The 15,613-nt window shown below is 70.1% G+C and carries 18 protein-coding genes; 1 reads left to right on the top strand and 17 read right to left on the bottom strand.

Annotated features, from left to right (window positions below; genetic code table 11):
- Window positions 1-38: 38 nt before the first annotated feature.
- From BMY69_RS06480 to BMY69_RS06405, 16 genes are all read right to left on the bottom strand, one after another.
- Window positions 39-1,196, bottom strand: a complete 1,158-nt coding sequence (locus tag BMY69_RS06480; RefSeq protein WP_090052399.1) for an isovaleryl-CoA dehydrogenase — start codon at window positions 1,194-1,196, stop codon at window positions 39-41.
- 80 nt (window positions 1,197-1,276) lie between these two features.
- Window positions 1,277-3,367 carry a YccS family putative transporter gene (gene yccS / locus BMY69_RS06475; RefSeq protein WP_090176225.1) on the bottom strand — a complete coding sequence of 697 codons (2,091 nt, stop codon included), beginning with the start codon at window positions 3,365-3,367 and terminating at the stop codon, window positions 1,277-1,279.
- 99 nt (window positions 3,368-3,466) lie between these two features.
- Window positions 3,467-4,195, bottom strand: a complete 729-nt coding sequence (gene fabG, locus BMY69_RS06470; RefSeq protein ID WP_090176222.1) for a 3-oxoacyl-ACP reductase FabG — start codon at window positions 4,193-4,195, stop codon at window positions 3,467-3,469.
- Entirely contained in the window at window positions 4,192-4,665 is a 474-nt protein-coding gene (locus BMY69_RS06465) for a hotdog family protein (RefSeq protein WP_090176220.1), read from the bottom strand. The genes fabG and BMY69_RS06465 overlap by 4 nt, the downstream gene beginning before the upstream one ends.
- On the bottom strand, window positions 4,662-5,843 hold the full coding sequence (locus tag BMY69_RS06460; protein WP_090176216.1) for a beta-ketoacyl-ACP synthase: 1,182 nt from the start codon (window positions 5,841-5,843) through the stop codon (window positions 4,662-4,664). The genes BMY69_RS06465 and BMY69_RS06460 overlap by 4 nt, the downstream gene beginning before the upstream one ends.
- Window positions 5,840-6,562, bottom strand: a complete 723-nt coding sequence (locus BMY69_RS06455) for a class I SAM-dependent methyltransferase (protein WP_090176213.1) — start codon at window positions 6,560-6,562, stop codon at window positions 5,840-5,842. The genes BMY69_RS06460 and BMY69_RS06455 overlap by 4 nt, the downstream gene beginning before the upstream one ends.
- Window positions 6,559-7,020 carry an acyl-CoA thioesterase gene (locus tag BMY69_RS06450; RefSeq protein ID WP_090176184.1) on the bottom strand — a complete coding sequence of 154 codons (462 nt, stop codon included), beginning with the start codon at window positions 7,018-7,020 and terminating at the stop codon, window positions 6,559-6,561. The genes BMY69_RS06455 and BMY69_RS06450 overlap by 4 nt, the downstream gene beginning before the upstream one ends.
- On the bottom strand, window positions 7,010-7,969 hold the full coding sequence (locus tag BMY69_RS06445; protein WP_143070398.1) for an LpxL/LpxP family acyltransferase: 960 nt from the start codon (window positions 7,967-7,969) through the stop codon (window positions 7,010-7,012). The genes BMY69_RS06450 and BMY69_RS06445 overlap by 11 nt, the downstream gene beginning before the upstream one ends.
- Window positions 7,953-9,125, bottom strand: coding sequence for an ApeI family dehydratase (locus BMY69_RS19875; protein WP_255364476.1), 1,173 nt, complete (start codon window positions 9,123-9,125; stop codon window positions 7,953-7,955). The genes BMY69_RS06445 and BMY69_RS19875 overlap by 17 nt, the downstream gene beginning before the upstream one ends.
- Window positions 9,113-9,382, bottom strand: coding sequence for a phosphopantetheine-binding protein (locus BMY69_RS06435; RefSeq protein WP_090176182.1), 270 nt, complete (start codon window positions 9,380-9,382; stop codon window positions 9,113-9,115). Before BMY69_RS06435 ends, BMY69_RS19875 begins: the two co-directional genes overlap by 13 nt.
- Window positions 9,379-10,164 (bottom strand): lysophospholipid acyltransferase family protein, encoded by a 786-nt coding sequence (locus tag BMY69_RS06430; protein WP_090176179.1) that lies wholly within the window; start codon window positions 10,162-10,164, stop codon window positions 9,379-9,381. The genes BMY69_RS06435 and BMY69_RS06430 overlap by 4 nt, the downstream gene beginning before the upstream one ends.
- Complete coding sequence (locus tag BMY69_RS06425; protein ID WP_090176176.1) at window positions 10,140-10,865, bottom strand: beta-ketoacyl synthase chain length factor; 726 nt, start codon at window positions 10,863-10,865, stop codon at window positions 10,140-10,142. Before BMY69_RS06425 ends, BMY69_RS06430 begins: the two co-directional genes overlap by 25 nt.
- Window positions 10,862-12,088: a beta-ketoacyl-[acyl-carrier-protein] synthase family protein gene (locus BMY69_RS06420; protein WP_090176173.1), complete on the bottom strand. Its 1,227-nt coding sequence runs from the start codon at window positions 12,086-12,088 to the stop codon at window positions 10,862-10,864. Before BMY69_RS06420 ends, BMY69_RS06425 begins: the two co-directional genes overlap by 4 nt.
- Complete coding sequence (locus BMY69_RS06415) at window positions 12,088-13,350, bottom strand: beta-ketoacyl-ACP synthase (protein ID WP_090176170.1); 1,263 nt, start codon at window positions 13,348-13,350, stop codon at window positions 12,088-12,090. Before BMY69_RS06415 ends, BMY69_RS06420 begins: the two co-directional genes overlap by 1 nt.
- A 10-nt stretch (window positions 13,351-13,360) precedes the next feature.
- Window positions 13,361-14,149: a glycosyltransferase family 2 protein gene (locus BMY69_RS06410; protein ID WP_090176167.1), complete on the bottom strand. Its 789-nt coding sequence runs from the start codon at window positions 14,147-14,149 to the stop codon at window positions 13,361-13,363.
- Window positions 14,150-14,157: 8 nt separating this feature from the next.
- On the bottom strand, window positions 14,158-14,427 hold the full coding sequence (locus tag BMY69_RS06405; protein ID WP_090052427.1) for an acyl carrier protein: 270 nt from the start codon (window positions 14,425-14,427) through the stop codon (window positions 14,158-14,160).
- Window positions 14,428-14,847: 420 nt separating this feature from the next.
- Here BMY69_RS06405 and BMY69_RS19870 point away from each other — a divergent pair, with 420 nt between their 5' ends.
- Window positions 14,848-14,976, top strand: coding sequence for a hypothetical protein (locus BMY69_RS19870; protein ID WP_255364475.1), 129 nt, complete (start codon window positions 14,848-14,850; stop codon window positions 14,974-14,976).
- A 49-nt stretch (window positions 14,977-15,025) separates the two neighbouring features.
- Here the strand turns inward: BMY69_RS19870 and BMY69_RS06400 are convergent, their stop codons facing one another.
- Window positions 15,026-15,265, bottom strand: a complete 240-nt coding sequence (locus BMY69_RS06400) for a cold-shock protein (protein ID WP_090176165.1) — start codon at window positions 15,263-15,265, stop codon at window positions 15,026-15,028.
- Between the last annotated feature and the right edge of the window lie 348 nt (window positions 15,266-15,613).

Below are 15,613 nucleotides of genomic sequence, written 5' to 3'. Positions count from 1 at the left end.
GGGCTTCCCACAGGACATCGGTTATCGCATCGGTCGCTTCAGGACTTGCCGTGGAACAACTCGCGGCCGATCAGCATGCGGCGGATCTCGTTGGTGCCGGCGCCGATCTCGTAGAGCTTCGCGTCGCGGAGCAGCCGGCCGGCCGGGAATTCATTGATGTAGCCGTTGCCGCCGAGCGCCTGGATGGCCTCGAGCGCGACCTGCACCGCGTTGGTCGACGCGTTGAGCAGGCAGGCGGCGGGATCGATGCGCGACTTCACGCCGTTGTCGAACTGCTGGGCCACCATGTAAGCGAAGCCACGCGACGATTGCAGCGCGGTGTACATGTCCGCGACCTTCGCCTGCATCATGCCGAACGTGCCGATCGGCGCGTTGAACTGCTTGCGCTCGCGCACGTAGGGCAGCACCAGATCCATGGCCGACTGCATGATGCCGATCGGGCCGCCGGAGAGCACGAGGCGCTCGGTGTCGAGGCCGCCCATAAGCACGCGCACGCCCTCGTTGACCTCCCCGACGATGTTCTCGGCGGGAATCTCGCAGTTGTCGAACACCAGTTCGCAGGTGTTCGAACCGCGCATGCCGAGCTTGTCGAGCTTCTGGGCGGTGGAGAAGCCCTTCATGCCTTTCTCGACGATGAAGGCGGTCATGCAGCGGCTGCCCGCGGGACGCGGCGCCGTGCGCATGTACACGAGCAGCACGTCGGCGTCGGGGCCGTTCGTGATCCACATCTTGCTGCCGTTCGCCACCCACACGTCGCCGACGAGTTCCGCGTGGCAGCTCATCGAGCCGACCACGTCCGACCCGGCGCCCGGCTCGCTCATCGCCAGCGCGCCCACCCACTCGCCGCTGGCGAGTTTCGGCAGGTATTTGCGCCGCTGCGCGTCGTTGCCGTTGTGGTAGATGTTCTGCACGCACAGATTCGAGTGCGCGCCATAGGAAAGACCCACGGACGCGGACGCGCGCGAGATCTCCTCCATCGCGATCATGTGGGCCAGGAAGCCGAGACCGGAACCGCCGAACTCTTCGGGAATGGTCACGCCAAGAAGGCCCATGTCGCCGAACTTGCGCCAGAGGTCTTCCGGAAACACGTTCTCGCGGTCGATGCGGTCGGCGCGCGGCGCGATCTCCTTCTCCGCGAAGGCGTGCACGCTTTCGCGCAGGAGGTCGAGGTCTTCACCGAGGGAGAACGGACGCATGGGTGCAACTCCGGGGTAAGCGTGGAAAAAGCTACCCATCGTAGCGTGGGGCGGCCGTCAAGCCACGGCGCGTCGCAGCATCAGACGGGCGGGAGGGCGGCGATCCGGTCGTGTACCTGGGTCAGCAGGCGGCATTGAGCGGTGAACAGTCGCAGCGCGTCGGGAGCGTCGGTACCCTCATCGGCGACGCTGGCGCCATCCATCGGAGCCTCGGGCGTGCCCGCCCGCACGTGTTCCGCCAGGGCATCGAACCGATGGGCGATCGCGGTGGCGAGCGCCGTGGCCGTCGCGGCGTCCGCCGCGGGCAGCGCCTGCCGGTGCGCGCCGAGCGTCGACAGGTGCGAGAGCCCGGCCTGGAGCTCGGCCACGAGGCGCAACCCCCGCTCGCCCCGCTCGCGCGGATGGCCCGGTTCGGCGAGCAGTTCCGCGACGTTTCCCGCGACGGCTGCCTGGGCGGCATGGGCGTCGCGCCGCGCGACGCGGTAGGGCAGGTCGTCCGCGCGGCCGTCCACGTACTGTGTCGCGATGGCCTGCAGGTAACGAGCGTACGCCAGTAGCGCGTCGGCGACGATGTCGTCGAGCCGGCGGACGCGCCAGTCGGGCAGCACGTAGTGGAGGACCGCGACGGCGACGAGCGCCCCGAGGAGCGTGTCCAGCAGGCGCGGGCCGATGGCCGCGTAACCCGCGCCGACGAGATCGAAGCAGAGCAGGACGAACAGCGTGATCACCGCTGTCGCCGCGGTATAGCGGCGCAACCGGAACGCGAAGAACGCCGCGCCGGCGGCGACGATGACCGGCAGCCGCCATTCTCCTCCCGGTAGCAGGCGCAGGAGTGCCCAGCCGACGACGAGGCCGATCGTCGTTCCCGCGATGCGCTGGAGGGTGCGCCGACGCGTGGCGCCGTAGCTGGGCTGGCAGACGAAGAGCGTGGTCAGCAGCACCCAGAATCCATGGCCGGGATGCAGCGCCTGCACCAGCGCATAGCCGGCGAGCATGCCGGTCGTGAGGCGGACGGCGTGGCGGAAATGCATCGAGCGCCGGTTGAGCCGGACGCGGATGCGCGCGAGCGCTTCGCGCGGCGAGGCAGGTTCGCCGTCGTGCAATGCGTTGTCCGCGTCCGCGCGCAGGCTGCCGTCGTTGCCGAGCTCGGCCTGCAGTCGCTCCATGTTCGTGAGCAGCGCGGAAAGGGCGTCGTCGACGGCACGGTCGTCGCGTGCGCGTGCACGGTGCCAGGCGATCGCATCGCGCACGTCGGCGAGCGCGGAGTCGGGCAGGGCGATGGAAGCGATCGGGGCGCCGCGGCGGATCGCTTCCGCGCGGTCGCGGCAGGCGATGGCCTGCAGGCGCAGCAGCCGTCCGAACCGGAACATGACGTCGCTGTGGTAGAGCGCCGCCGCGAGTTCATCGTACGGGTGGTGCGACGAACTGATCCGCTCGTGGATGTCCTGGGCGACGAAGAACATGGCCAGTCGCGCCGCGGCGCGCCCGCGCGGCTGGCGGCGGCCGATGCGGTCGACCAGCGCGCCGCGCGCCGTCGCCAGCGCGTCGACCGTCTCGCGGTTGCGGCGCGCGAAGGTCACCGCGAGGCCATGCCGGTCGAGGCCGTGCACGGGTTCGAAGAGCGCGGCGCGCGCCTCCATCAGGTTCGCCAGCGAGCCGAACAGTCGGGCGAGCGCGTGGCGCACGGCACGGTGCGGCGCCATGACGCTCCACAGCAGCGAGAGCAGGCCATACCAGGCCGCGCCGGCGAGGATGGCGAGCACCTCGCGCCCGTCCCCCGCGGCGTCGGACGCGATCATCGCGTAGACCGAGAGGATCAGGGTGGCGGTCGCGATGGTGGCGTAGCGGCCGCTCGCGGCCCCGAGCATCACGAGAAGAAACGTGCCGAGGCCGAGCACCAGGGCGAAGAGCAGCGGTGTCGCGATGGTGGCTTCGACCAGCGCGGCCGCGGCGGCGAAGCACAGCAGCGTGACCGCGAGGCCGCGCAGCCGGCCGCGCCACGCGTCGTCGGTTTCGGCGAGCGCGCAGGCGATGGCGCCGAGCAGCGCGGGAACGATCGCCGTCGCCGGTCCGCGCGTGGCGCACCAGACCACGATGCCCGTCAGCGCGAGGGCGACGCGGACGACGTCGGCGAAGCGATCGGATTCGGCGAGGGAGCGAAGGAAGCGCATGGGCCTAGCTTAGGCGACCGGCGCCGCGACGGACGCATCGCCGATACGATCGGCTCCCACCCTTCGGTTGCGGGTCCCCGCGCGGGTCATGACGATCCGTCAGCAGAGTCCGCCGTTCACGGCGAGCACCTGCCGCGTGATGTAACCCGCTTCCGGGCTCATCAGGAAGCGGACGGCCGCGGCGACTTCCTCCGGCGTGCCGGTGCGCTCCATCGGGATGGCTTTCAGGATCTGCTCCACCGGCACGTCGGGATCGAGCATGTCGGTATCGATCAGTCCGGGCGCGACGCAGTTCACGGTGATCCGGCGTTTGGCCAGTTCGACGGCCAGCGCCTTGGCGGCGCCGATCACGCCGGCCTTCGAGGCGCTGTAATTGACCTGCCCACGATTGCCGATCAGTCCCGACACCGACGTGATGCAGACGATGCGCCCCGCGGCGCGGCGACGGATCATCGGCATCGCCAGCGGATGCAGCACGTTGTAGAAGCCGTCGAGATTCGTGCGCAGCACCTGGTCCCAGTCGTCGGACGTGAGGCCGGGGAACGCGCCATCGCGCGTGAGGCCGGCGTTGCAGACCACGCCGTAGTACGCGCCGTGCGCGGCGACATCGGCCTCGAGGGCCTGGGCGCATGCCGCGCGGTCGGAGATGTCGAACTGGAGGACGCGCGCGGCGCGGCCTTTCGCCTCGATCGCCTGTTGCACGGCCTCCGCCTCATCGCGCCGCGAACGGCAGTGCAGCACGAGGTCGTAGCCGGCGTCGGCGAGGTTCAGCGCGATCGCGCGGCCGATGCCGCGGCTGGAGCCGGTGACGAGGACGGTGTCGGTCATGGTGGGGTACCCCGGGAATCGAGTGGGTTGCGCGGATCGAGGAATGGCGTGGGATCCGGCGGACTGAAAACGGTGAGGCGCGCCTCGGCGTGCATGCCCGGCGCGTCGATGCGACAGGCGAACGCGCCCATCCCGTCGTCGTCGTGGAACTGGCGCACGGCTTCGACGGTGAGTTTCGTGCCGGTGGGGAACGTGTCCGTGTCGGCGCGGTAGGCGCGCGTGCCGAGAAGGAAACCCGGGCGCACGGCGCCACCCGCGGCGAGCACCTGGCAGCCGTTCCATGCGGCGATGGTCTGCGCCATCAGCTCCACGCCGGCCCAGGCCGGGAAACCGTGCGCGTCGACGAAGGCGTCGCCGGCCCGCACCACGCGTTCGCAGACGATGCGCTCGGCGTCCCAGGCGACCACGCGGTCGAGCAGGATCATGCGGCCGGCGTGCGGCAGGAGTTCGTCGATGGACCAGGTCGTCATGCGCCACCCGCCAGGATCACGCTCGCGTTGTTGCCGCCGAACGCGAACGAATTGCTCATGAGGTGGCGCCGGCCCGCCGGCAGCGCGTCGCCCACCCGCGTGAAGGCGAGAGACGGAAGGGTGGGATCGGCTTCCCCATCCCACGCATGGGGCGGCAGGCGGCGTCGCACGTCGCCGAGCGCGAGCCAGCAGAACGCCGCTTCCAGGGCACCGGCGGCGCCGAGCGTATGGCCGGTGAGCGCCTTGGTCGACGAGCAGGCGACCGCGGAGGCGCCGAAGACGGCAGCCATGGCGCGGCTTTCCATCGCGTCGTTGTGCTCGGTGGCGGTACCGTGGAGGTTCACGTAATCGATGCTCGATGCGGCGATGCCCGCGGCGTCGAGCGCGCGACGCATCGCGTCGGTGGCGCCGAGGCCGTCCGGGTCGGGGGACGACATATGGTACGCGTCCGAGCTCGCGCCGCCGCCGAGGAACGCGATCGGCGCATCCTCCCGCGTCATCAGGAACAGCGCGGCGGCCTCTCCGATGTTGATGCCCCGCCGCGAGCGCGAGAACGGCGCGCAGCGCTCCGCCGCCGTCGCTTCGAGGGCGTGGAAGCCGTGGGTGGCGAGGCGGCACAGCGTGTCGGCGCCGCCGCAGATCACGGCGTCGCAGAGGCCCATGCGCAGGAGGCGCCGCGCGCTGAGCAGCGCGCGTGCGCCCGACGTGCATGCCGTGGAGATGCCGTACGCGGGACCGGAGGCACCGAGCCACTCGGCGAGGAAGGCGGCCGGGGCACCGAGCTCCTGGTCGGCATAGCGATAGCCGTCCGGCCACGTGCCGGTGACGCCGCGCGTGGCGATGCCGCGCGTGGCTTCCTCGATGCCGGTGGTGCTGGTGCCGACGACGATGCCCACGCGGGTAGCGCCGAAGCGCGCGATCGCTGCCCGCACGTCGGATTCGATTTCTTGCGCGGCGAGCAGGAGCAGCCGGTTGTTCCGGGTGTCCCGATGCTCAAGCCCGGCCGGCATCGGCGGGAGGTCCGCGTCCACGGCGCCCACCGGCAGCGCGCGCGACGGCACCCAGCCGTCGCGCGGTCGCAGGCCGTGCGCGGCCGCCGCGAACAGCGCTTCGGCGACCGCCGCCTTGCCGACGCCGAGCGAGCAGGCCACGCCGAGGGCGTTCAGGTACGTCCTCATGCGTCGACGCGAGGCTTTCGCGCGGCCACGTTGACCAGCGTTTCGTCGCGCTTGCCCGGCGGTGGCGGCGCCTTGATGCCCCAGCGCTCCAGCAGGCCGAAATCCTTCGATCGGCTCCACCAGAGGTAGGGCAGCGATACGTGGGCGTCGTCGAAAGCGAAGCCGCGGCCGCGCAGCATCGCGAGGTATTCGTCGGCGCTCTTCTGCACGTGCATCGGATGGCGGAAGAACCAGCGGATCACCCACGTGTCGATGTACGCCCTGGTCGATTCGGCGAAGAGCAGCAGGCCGCCGGGCTTGAGCACGCGCCAGAACTCATCGAGCGCGCGCTCCTGTTCCACGAGATGGTGGAAGGTCTGGTGGCAGAACAGGACGTCGACCGATGCGTCGGGCAGGTCGATGCTGGCGCAGTCGCCAAGCAGGAGCGTCGCCTCGATGCCCTCGCGCCGCGCTTCGGCGTGCGACATCGCGATGCTGTGCGGGTCCGCGTCGAGCCCGATGAGCCGCTGCGGCGCGAACGCGTCGCGCAGCAGGCGGAAGGAGCGGCCCTGACCGCAGCCGACGTCCAGCAACGTGCCGCCCCGTTGCAGCGGCTCGCCGATCAGGCGTTTCAGGTCGTCGATGGCGACGCGCAGCACGTGGTGCTGCCACGTATGCGTGCGCAGGAAGACGAACCCGATCCGGGTTTCTTCGACGTAGGTGGCGCTGGCGTACTTCATGGGGGCGTTCCGTTGCTGCGGCGGGCGTCGTGCTGCGCCAGGCCGCGTTCGATGTCGGCGATGAACACGCCGGGCGAGACCAGCTGCATCTCGCCGTCGGCGACGCGGACGGCGACCTGGATGGTGCTGGCGCGGGTCAGCCGTTCACCGCTGGCGGCATCGCTGACGGTGTAGTGGATCTTCAGGCGATTCTCCCACTCGACCAGTTCCGCGCGCACGGCCAGCACCTGGCCGAAACGGGCGGCGCGCGCATAGCGCAGCTGGATGTCGATGATCGGCCAGACGTAGCCGGTGTCCTTCATCCGCGTGTAGTTGTGGCCGAGCTCGTCGAGCAGCGCGCAGCGCGCGATCTCGAGGTACTTCACGTAATGGCCGTGCCAGACGACGTCCATGGAATCCACGTCGAAGAACGGGACCGTGATGTCGACCCGCGTGGCGTGCACACCCTTAGCGCGCATCGGAAGCTCCGTTCGTACCTTGCCAGTACGGGTGGAAGTTGAACCATTGCAACGGTGCCGCGAGGCAGTGCTGCGCGAGCCACGCCGCATAGCGTGAGATGGACGCGGCGATGAAGGCGTCGCGCCGTCCCCGCTCCCATGTCGCCGCGTCGTCGAAACGGCGCAGGTGGATGCGATATCGGCCGTCGTGCTTCAGGCAGCAGACGACGTTCACGGGGCAACGCAGCATCGCGGCCATCAGCCACGGGCCTTGCGGAAAGGCAGCCGCGGCCCCGAGGAAGTCGACGTCGATGGCGCGGCCGCCGTGCTCCGGCACGCGGTCGCCCGCGATGGCGATCCATTCGCCGCGATCAACGCGCTGGGCGAGGTCGAGCATCGCCGCGGTGTCGAGGTCGCCTACGTGCATGAGGCGCAGGCGCCGGTCGCCCGATTCGCCGAGCAGGCGATTGAAGTGGGCGGCCTTCGGCAGGTGCATCAGCACGTTCAGCGCCACGCCTTCGCCGACCTCCGCCATCGCGCGGCAGACATCGAGATTGCCCAGGTGCGTGCAGACGAGCAGCTGGCCACGGGCGCCCGAAAGCAGCGCGTCGCGCACGCCGTCCGGATCGTCCATGTCGATCGACGAGAGCTTCAGCCTGCCGCGCCATACGTCGAAGCGGTCCAGCATGCACTCGCCGAAGGCGACGTATTGCGCGAAGACGGCGCGCGAGTGGGGGAAGAGGTCCGTGCGGCCGCTCCACGCGGCCAGGCGTCGCTGGTAGTGACGGACGTTGTTCCGCGCCTGCCGTCCAGTGGCGAAGAAGTAGAGCACGATCAGGTGGATCACCGGCGTGACCATGCGGCGGCCGAGCAGCTTCACCGCGATCGCCGTGAGCTTCATGCCGACGAAGCTGCCACGCTCCTTCTGCGCAGCCCAGTGCGACGTCGCCGCCTTAAGCATGGGCGCCATCGACGTGCAGGAATCCGGACGACACGGCGTCGTCGTCGACCCGCCAGCTGAACTGCACGCGGCCGCGCGCGACATCGTGGCGCAGCGCGAGCTGCACGCGGTCGCCCGGGCGCAGCAGGCGCTGGAACTTCAGCGCGTCGATCGCACGGCATGCGGCAGGCGTGCCGAGGCGGGTCGCCGCCATGGCCAGCGCCCATTCCACCTGGAGGACGCCGGGAAGCACCGGCGCGTCGGGGAAATGCTCCGCGAAGCAGGCCAGATCGAGCGGCAACGCCAGGTCGACCAGCCACGTATCGCCGTCGCGTCGCTCGCCGAGCACGTCGGGCAGCGCGGGCAGCGGTGCCTGGAGCGTAGCGTCGACCTGCGTCCGCTCCGGCAGGGTGTCGACGAAGCGCCAGACGAGCGGTGTGGACAACGCGTCGTCGCCGGCGGCCTCCTGGCCGAGCTCGTTGATCAGTCCGGCGCGGCCATGACGCAGCAGCGCAAGACGTCCCGAAGGGGACAGCGCCACGACCATGCCCGGGCCGAGCTTGCCCGCGTAGCCGCCGGCGGCGTCGGCGACCCAGGGATGCGTCCGCAGCCTGAGCGCCGCGCCGTCCATCGGCGCCTTGTTGATGCGGCGACGCAGCCGCTGGCGCAGGATCCATTCGCCGACGAACAGCGCGCCCATGACGGAATAGGCCAGGATGCCGTTGTAGAACGTCCACCACGACAACGGACCCCATGCGGCGAGGAGGCCGGACGCCGTGCCGTTGAGCGCGAAGAAGGCCACCCACACCCAGGTGACGCGTCGCGTGTAGCGCACGGCGACGGGCGGAAGGTCGGGCTCCGTCACGCGCGCGATCCGCTCGATCATCGGCGGGCCGAACTTGAGGCTGAGGCCGAACGCCGCGAGGAGCAGGGCGCAGATCAGGCTGGGATACCAGCGCAGCAGGTGGTCCTCGCCGCCGAAGCCGAGCACGGCGCAGTACACGAGCGTGATGCCGAGCATCCAGCGACCGCCGGGCTGGCGCAGCAGGGCGGGCGCCCGAACCAGCCACAGGGCACCGAGGATGAGCCCGAAGAGCGGCGTCGACACGTGGTCCATGCCGAAGTAGACGATGAACGGGTAGAGGATCCCGATCACCACGAGGACGAGGTTGCTCAACCGGCGCATGGGCTACCGCTCGCTTGCACGTAGAGGGCGAGGCTGCGCACGGTTTCGAAATGCGCGCGCGCATCGCGCGAATCCGCCGCGATGCGCAGGCCGTAACGGTTCTGCAGGGCGAGCGCAAGCTCGAGCGCGTCGACCGAGTCGAGGCCGAGGCCCTGGCCGAACAGCGGCTGGTCGGCCGCGATGTCTTCCGGGCGGAGGTGGTCGAGCGCGAGCGTGTCGACGATCAGCCGGGCGATGTCGCGTTCCAGTTCGTTCATGCCTTCAGTTCCCTGGCGTAAAGGGCGTGGAGATGTTCGTTGAGGCGGCGCGAGGCTATCGGCGCCGGCACGCCGTCGCTGAAGGTCGCGACGGGGATATCGTCGCCCACCCGCAGCTCCATGCGCACGCGACGATGCGGCACGCGGTACCAGGGTTCCGCCTTGGTCAACGTCGTCGGGCGCACGGTGATGTACACCGGCGTCACCACCCGGGCACCCCGCACCGCGATCGCGGCCGCGCCGCGATGGAACACCGGCGGCTCGCCGGGCGTGGTGCGCGTGCCTTCCGGAAAGACGATCAACGTCTGGCCCTCGCGAAGCACGTCCGCCGCGCGGTCGAGCATGTCGGCGCTGCCGTCGTTGCTGATGTACTGCGCGACGCGGACCGGGCCGCGCATGAAAGGATTCCGCCAGAGGCTGTGCTTCACGACGCAGTTCGCGTCGGGCACGTGCCCGAGCAGGAAGACCACGTCGATCAGCGAGGGATGGTTGGCGACGATCAGCTGACCCGGCCGGCCGAGCCGCTCGAGGCCGTCGAAGCGGTAATCGAGTACGCCCACCCGATACATGAATTGCGAGTGCAGCCAGAAGGCGCGTCCGACGGTGCGTCGCGCGCGGCGGCGGCGCAGGGCGGGCGGTCCGGGCCAGTGCAGCACCGCGGGGAGGATCAGCACGCGCAGCAACAGGCCCCCGATGCCGAACAGGGCGAAACTGAGCGCGGTGCCGACGAAGCGCCAGGCCCAGGCGTCGCGGCGGGTCACGCTGTCGGCTGCCAGGTCCATCGTCGCGTCTTCCACGGGTGATCGAGGGTGGCACGATCGTGCAGGGCGCGCACGAAACGCAGCGCATGCGGGAAGTCCCGGACGGGTGCCGCGCCCTCGTTCGCGTCGAGCGAGAGATGCCAGCCCTGTCCATCCGCCGCGTGCGAGAGGCGCAGTGCCAGCGTATACGAGAACGGCACGTCGTCGATCCATCCGTCGTAAGCGGTGGCAGGCACTTCTTCCGCGACGACGGCGACCACGGCCGGGGCACCCTCGTCGAGCAGTGCGGCCGCCTCCACGATCGCGTGCTCGAAGGTGTCCGCTTCGCCGGCGATCGCGACGGACTCGCCACGCTGGCCGCGGAGGATCGACCACTGGCCGGCGATCGCGTTGTGCACCGACAGTCCGAACTGTGTGGGCGACAGCGGCGCCTCGCGGCCGATCTCGTCGAGCATCGCGAACGTGCGGGTCGTCTCGCCATGCCGCGACGCGAAGACGAACGGGAGCTGCTCGTCGTCGCCGCACAGGGGCCACGCGGCATGCATGACGATGCGCGCCAGCCGGCTGAGGCGGCGCCGCTGCATCGGTGGCACGAACTCGCAGGCCGGTTGCTCGCCGTGGTCGACGATCGCGTGCGGCGCCGCGGCCCATGCCGCCCAGCCGGCGGCATCGTCGATTCCCGGGGCCCAGGCACGCCACGCGTCGACGCTGAGCGCGATCATGCGCCGGCCCCGTGGTAGCGGCGGATCATCAGCGCGGCGCAGCTGCCGCCGAAGCCGAAGGTGTTGGAGAGCACGCTGTCCACGGATGCCGCGAGTTCGCCCTCGACCAGCGGCGCATCGATGAACGCCGGATCGCGCTCGCCCGTGGAGGCCGGGCCCAGCAGGATGTCGTTCTCCATCATGCCGATGGCCGCGATGGCGTCGAGGGCGCCCGCGGCCGCGGGCGCGTGGCCGATGAGGCCTTTGATCGAGGACATCGGCGGCACGGGGTGCCCGCGATCGCCGAAGACGCGGCGCAGCGCCTGCCATTCGGCGAGATCGCCCGCCACCGTGGCGCAGGCGTGGGTATTGACGTAACCGGGCAAGGTCCCCGCCAGATCGATCGCCTGATGCATGGCCTCGGCCATGCCGTCGGCGGCGGGGCTGATCATGCCGTCGGGATCGGATGCGGCGCCGTACCCGGCCATCTCGGCGAGGATCGTCGCGCCTCGCGCGAGCGCCGAATCCAGCGATTCCAGCACCAGCACGCCGGCGCCGCCGCCGAGCAGGATGCCGTCGCGATCCGCGGCGTACGGCGTGGACACACGCTCGCCGGCCACGCTCGCGGTCGACAGCGCGTTCATCACGTCGAAGCACATGGCGGCCTTGTCGTGCAACTCCTCGGCGCCGCCGCAGATCACGATCTCCTGCCGGCCGAGCTGGATGAGCTCCATCGCCTGGCCGATCGCGTGCGTGGCGCTGGTGCACGCCGAACCCACCGTGAAACCGCGACCACCGAAGCCGAACGCCTGGGTGAGCGTCGCGGAGACGGCGCTGCCCATGCTTCGCGGCACGATGAAGGGCGACAGGCGCGAGATCCCCTTCGCATGGAAGGCGTCGAGGCCGGCCTCGTATTCGCTGAGCGCCGCGGCGCCCCCCATGACGATGCCGACGTCGCGTTCGCGCACGCGCGACGCGTCGAGGCCGGCTTCGCCGAGCGCTTCGCGCGTGGCGTGCCACGCGTGCTCGGCGGCCTGCGGCAGATAGCGGCGCAGCTTGCGCGGCGGAGGTTCCAGCGCCGAAAGGTCGGCCGGCGCCGCGACCTGGCAGCGCATGCCGAGCGCGGCGAAGTCGGGCATCGCGCGAAAACCCGCGCGACCGGCGCGCAGGCCGTCGAAGAGGGTGGCGCGACCCGCGCCGAGGCAGGACACCGCGCCCATGCCGGTGACGACCACTCGCCGCATCAGCGGTGCGCCCGGAAGATCAGCGACGTGTTGATGCCGCCGAACGCGAAGTTGTTGTTCATCACGTGATCGGTGCGGATGTCGCGCCCCTCGCCGGTGACGTAGTCGAGGGCCGCGCATTCCGGATCCGGCGTGTCGAGGTTGATCGTCGGCGCGAACCACCCACCGCGCATCATCTCGATGGCCCACCATGCTTCCAGGGCGCCGCAGGCGCCGAGCGTGTGGCCCACGTAGCTCTTCATCGAGCTGATCGGCACGCCGCCGCCGAGCACGTCGGCGGTCGCGTGGCTCTCCGCGACATCGCCGCGATCGGTGGCCGTACCGTGCGCGCTGACGTAGCCGATGTCCGCGGCGGCGAGGCCCGCGTCGTCGAGCGCCATGCGCATCGCGGCGGCCATGGTCTCGCGCGTCGGCTGCGTGATGTGCGCGCCGTCGGAATTGGTGCCGAAGCCGACGACCTCGGCGTAGACGCGCGCACCGCGGGCCACCGCGTGCTCGTATTCCTCGAGCACGAGCGTCGTGGCGCCTTCGCCGACGACCAGGCCGTCGCGACGCGCATCGAACGGACGCGGCGTCAGCGCGGGTTCGTCGTTGCGCGTGCTCGTGGCGAAGAGGGTATCGAACACGGCCGCGCCGGGACCGGAGAGTTCCTCGGCGCCACCGCAGAGCATCAGGAGCTGCTTGCCCTGCTGGATCGCCTCGTAGCCGTAACCGATCGCCTGGCTGCCGGACGTGCACGCGCTGGACGTGGTGACGACACGGCCCTTCAGTCCGAAGAACACGCCGACGTTCACGGCCGTCGTGTGCGCCATCATCTGGATGTAGCTCGTGGCCGTGACGCCCTGCATCGAGCCCGTCTCGAGCATGCGGCCGACCGTGCGCGCGGGTTCGATGCTGCCGCCCGACGAGCCGTACGCGACGCCCATCCGTCCGTCGGCGATGCGTTCGTCGCCGAGGAGGCCGGCGTCGTCGAGCGCGCGTTCACTTGCCGCGACGGCGAGCTGGGCGACGCGTCCCATCGAGCGGACGTGCTTGCGGGACCAGTGCGCCGGTTGCGTGAAAGTGTCGACCGGCGCGCCGAGGCGGCCGTTGAGCTTGTCGAAGTAGTCCCACTCGCCCATGCGGCGCACGGCGTTGCGGAACTGGCGCAGGCGCGCCTCGATCGTCGGCCAGTCGTTGCCGAGGGCCGTGATGCCACCGATGCCGGTGACGACGACGCGCTTCGGCGCGCGGCCCGGGGTAGGGTGCTGCGGTGCGTTCATGTGCTGATGTTCATCGTTGGCCGGCACGGCCGAGCCTGCGCGCGAGCAGGCGAGGCGCGCGCGGGAGCATGCCGAGGATCAGGCGGGTGTGCATGGCGGTGATGCGGACGTTGTCGCGCCACATGCGGAAATGCGAAAGCCCGCCTTCCGGATAGGTGACGCGCGTCGGGACGTTGCGCACCGGCACGCCCCGCCAGTGCAGTCGCACGGCGATCTCGGTGTCGAAATCCATGCGGGCGGGGAGGGGTTTGCGCGCGATCTCGGCGCGGGTGGCGGCCAGCGGATAGAGCCGGTACCCGCACATCGAATCGTCGATGGCGAACGACAGCGTCTCGAGCCACACGCACGCGTGCGTCAGGTAGCGGCCGTACAGGCGTGCCTTCGGCACCGAATCGTCGTACACGGGGCGACCGCAGATCATGGCGTCGGGCGCGTTTCTGGCTTCGGCGAGGAAGCGCGGCACGTCCGCCGTGTCGTGCTGACCATCCGCGTCGATCTGCAGCACATGCGAGTGTCCGGCGTCGTGCGCGGCGAGGAAGCCGGCCGTGAGGGCGGCGCCCTTGCCGCCATTGCGAGGTAGCCGGATCAGGCGCAGATCGTCGCGTCCGGCGACCAGCGCGTCGAGGATGTCGCGCGTGACCGCGTCGGAACCGTCGTCGACGATGATGACCGGAAGGCCGTGCGCGGCGAGCGCGTTCGCGGTCGCCGCGATGGTGCCGCCATGGTTGTAGATCGGAACGACCGCGCAGGGCGCGAAGGTTCCCGCCGCGGAATCGCGCGGCCCGCTGCTGCCCGGCATCGGATCGTTCAGCGCGCGACGAGCGCCTGCACGGTCGCGACGACGTCGCCGACCGTCCGGACGCTCTTGAAGTCCTCCGGCTTGATGCGCGTGCCGGTCATGTCCTGCACCTGGATCGCCAGGTCGATGGCATCGATGCTGTCGAGTTCCAGATCGGTGAACAGGTTGGCATCGGGCGTCACCCGGGCCGGGTCGATCTCGAACGTCTCGTGCAGGACGGACCGCAGGCGCGCGAGGACATCGTCGGAGGTGAAGGTTTCAGCTGGGATCGCGCTCATAGCTCGGTAAGTCCATTTCATCCCCGGGTCGCGCCGGTACCGTGCCCTGCGAGGGCGAACGGTTCCGCGCCACCGCCGAGGCGACGAAGGTGATCGGAATGCTCTGGTTGTTGCCATCCGCCGGATGGCGTCCCCTGACCTAAAAGCGTCGTGCAGGCAAAGCCTTACAAGATCGCCAAGGCCGGGAAAGTGTACCAGATCGCAGTCCATGACAATCGGACTTACGAAAAATCTCAGCTCATCCCCCGCCCGGGCTTGTCCGGTCGTCCCGGACACAGCGTCCGCGGACACCGGCGCGCGATGGCGCGCGGCGCGCCGGACCGCGCGGGAATGCGGTCCGCAGGCCTTTTCCGCAGTTGGCACGCCTCTTGCGACACACCTCGCGAGAGCCTGACCCACCACTGCCCGAGGACGATCCCCATGAAATTCGAAACCGCCATCCTGAAGACCTTCTTCGTCGTCGCCGTCCTGACCTGCGCCCTGACGTTCGGCGCGATGGTGACCGCGCCCGTGCCGTCGGCCGCGAACCTGGTCGCGGCCGCGCGATGAAGAGGTGGGCGTCCGCCCGCCGCACGAGCGGGCGGACGCCGCCAGCGAATCAAGCGGGCTCGACATCCTTTGCGGCGGGCCCCTTCGGGCCGACGACGGACTGGAACGTGACCGCCTGCCGCTCGGCGAGTGTTCTGAAGCCCTCGATGCGGATGTCGGAGTGGTGCACGAAGAGATCCACTCCGTCGTCACTTGTGATGAAGCCGTACCCCTTCTGATCGTTGAACCACTTCACCTTGCCTGTCTGTGTGCCATCGGCATGTTTCGGCGCTTTCTTTGGGATGCTCATGACCGTATCCACTCCTTGATGTGGTGCAGCCTGCGACGGCTTAACATTGCCGTCACCGACAGCGTATGTCGGTCACGCCGATTCCGCGCATCGCCGGGCATCGGCCATGCGTCGTAGGGGCAGGGCGAAACGCGATGACACATCAGCATCATCGCGTGAGCCGTTCCGATTTCGCTTAGGCATCGTCGAACGATCGGCGCCCTTTTCGCTGACGATGCAGGCGGGCGATCCCCCCTATTCAGGCAGGCGCCAGGGCCGTCGACGCATGTGAAGCCGCGATCGTCATGTGCTGCAGTCACCGGTGCCGATTGGGTGCTTGATCCGCAGCGCGTGTGCGGCTCTCGCCGG

The sequence above is a fragment of the Luteibacter sp. UNC138MFCol5.1 genome, assembly GCF_900110505.1.
Classification (GTDB): domain Bacteria; phylum Pseudomonadota; class Gammaproteobacteria; order Xanthomonadales; family Rhodanobacteraceae; genus Luteibacter.
This window is presented reverse-complemented; position numbering and strand designations above follow the sequence as displayed.

Bases quoted from the DNA above. Each gene is read 5' to 3' on its own strand.
- BMY69_RS06480 (WP_090052399.1), bottom strand. From the start codon at position 1,196: ATGCGTCCGTTCTCCCTCGGTGAAGACCTCGACCTCCTGCGCGAAAGC.
- yccS (WP_090176225.1), bottom strand. From the start codon at position 3,367: ATGCGCTTCCTTCGCTCCCTCGCCGAATCCGATCGCTTCGCCGACGTC.
- fabG (WP_090176222.1), bottom strand. From the start codon at position 4,195: ATGACCGACACCGTCCTCGTCACCGGCTCCAGCCGCGGCATCGGCCGC.
- BMY69_RS06465 (WP_090176220.1), bottom strand. From the start codon at position 4,665: ATGACGACCTGGTCCATCGACGAACTCCTGCCGCACGCCGGCCGCATG.
- BMY69_RS06460 (WP_090176216.1), bottom strand. From the start codon at position 5,843: ATGAGGACGTACCTGAACGCCCTCGGCGTGGCCTGCTCGCTCGGCGTC.
- BMY69_RS06455 (WP_090176213.1), bottom strand. From the start codon at position 6,562: ATGAAGTACGCCAGCGCCACCTACGTCGAAGAAACCCGGATCGGGTTC.
- BMY69_RS06450 (WP_090176184.1), bottom strand. From the start codon at position 7,020: ATGCGCGCTAAGGGTGTGCACGCCACGCGGGTCGACATCACGGTCCCG.
- BMY69_RS06445 (WP_143070398.1), bottom strand. From the start codon at position 7,969: ATGGCGCCCATGCTTAAGGCGGCGACGTCGCACTGGGCTGCGCAGAAG.
- BMY69_RS19875 (WP_255364476.1), bottom strand. From the start codon at position 9,125: ATGCGCCGGTTGAGCAACCTCGTCCTCGTGGTGATCGGGATCCTCTAC.
- BMY69_RS06435 (WP_090176182.1), bottom strand. From the start codon at position 9,382: ATGAACGAACTGGAACGCGACATCGCCCGGCTGATCGTCGACACGCTC.
- BMY69_RS06430 (WP_090176179.1), bottom strand. From the start codon at position 10,164: ATGGACCTGGCAGCCGACAGCGTGACCCGCCGCGACGCCTGGGCCTGG.
- BMY69_RS06425 (WP_090176176.1), bottom strand. From the start codon at position 10,865: ATGATCGCGCTCAGCGTCGACGCGTGGCGTGCCTGGGCCCCGGGAATC.
- BMY69_RS06420 (WP_090176173.1), bottom strand. From the start codon at position 12,088: ATGCGGCGAGTGGTCGTCACCGGCATGGGCGCGGTGTCCTGCCTCGGC.
- BMY69_RS06415 (WP_090176170.1), bottom strand. From the start codon at position 13,350: ATGAACGCACCGCAGCACCCTACCCCGGGCCGCGCGCCGAAGCGCGTC.
- BMY69_RS06410 (WP_090176167.1), bottom strand. From the start codon at position 14,149: ATGCCGGGCAGCAGCGGGCCGCGCGATTCCGCGGCGGGAACCTTCGCG.
- BMY69_RS06405 (WP_090052427.1), bottom strand. From the start codon at position 14,427: ATGAGCGCGATCCCAGCTGAAACCTTCACCTCCGACGATGTCCTCGCG.
- BMY69_RS19870 (WP_255364475.1), top strand. From the start codon at position 14,848: ATGAAATTCGAAACCGCCATCCTGAAGACCTTCTTCGTCGTCGCCGTC.
- BMY69_RS06400 (WP_090176165.1), bottom strand. From the start codon at position 15,265: ATGAGCATCCCAAAGAAAGCGCCGAAACATGCCGATGGCACACAGACA.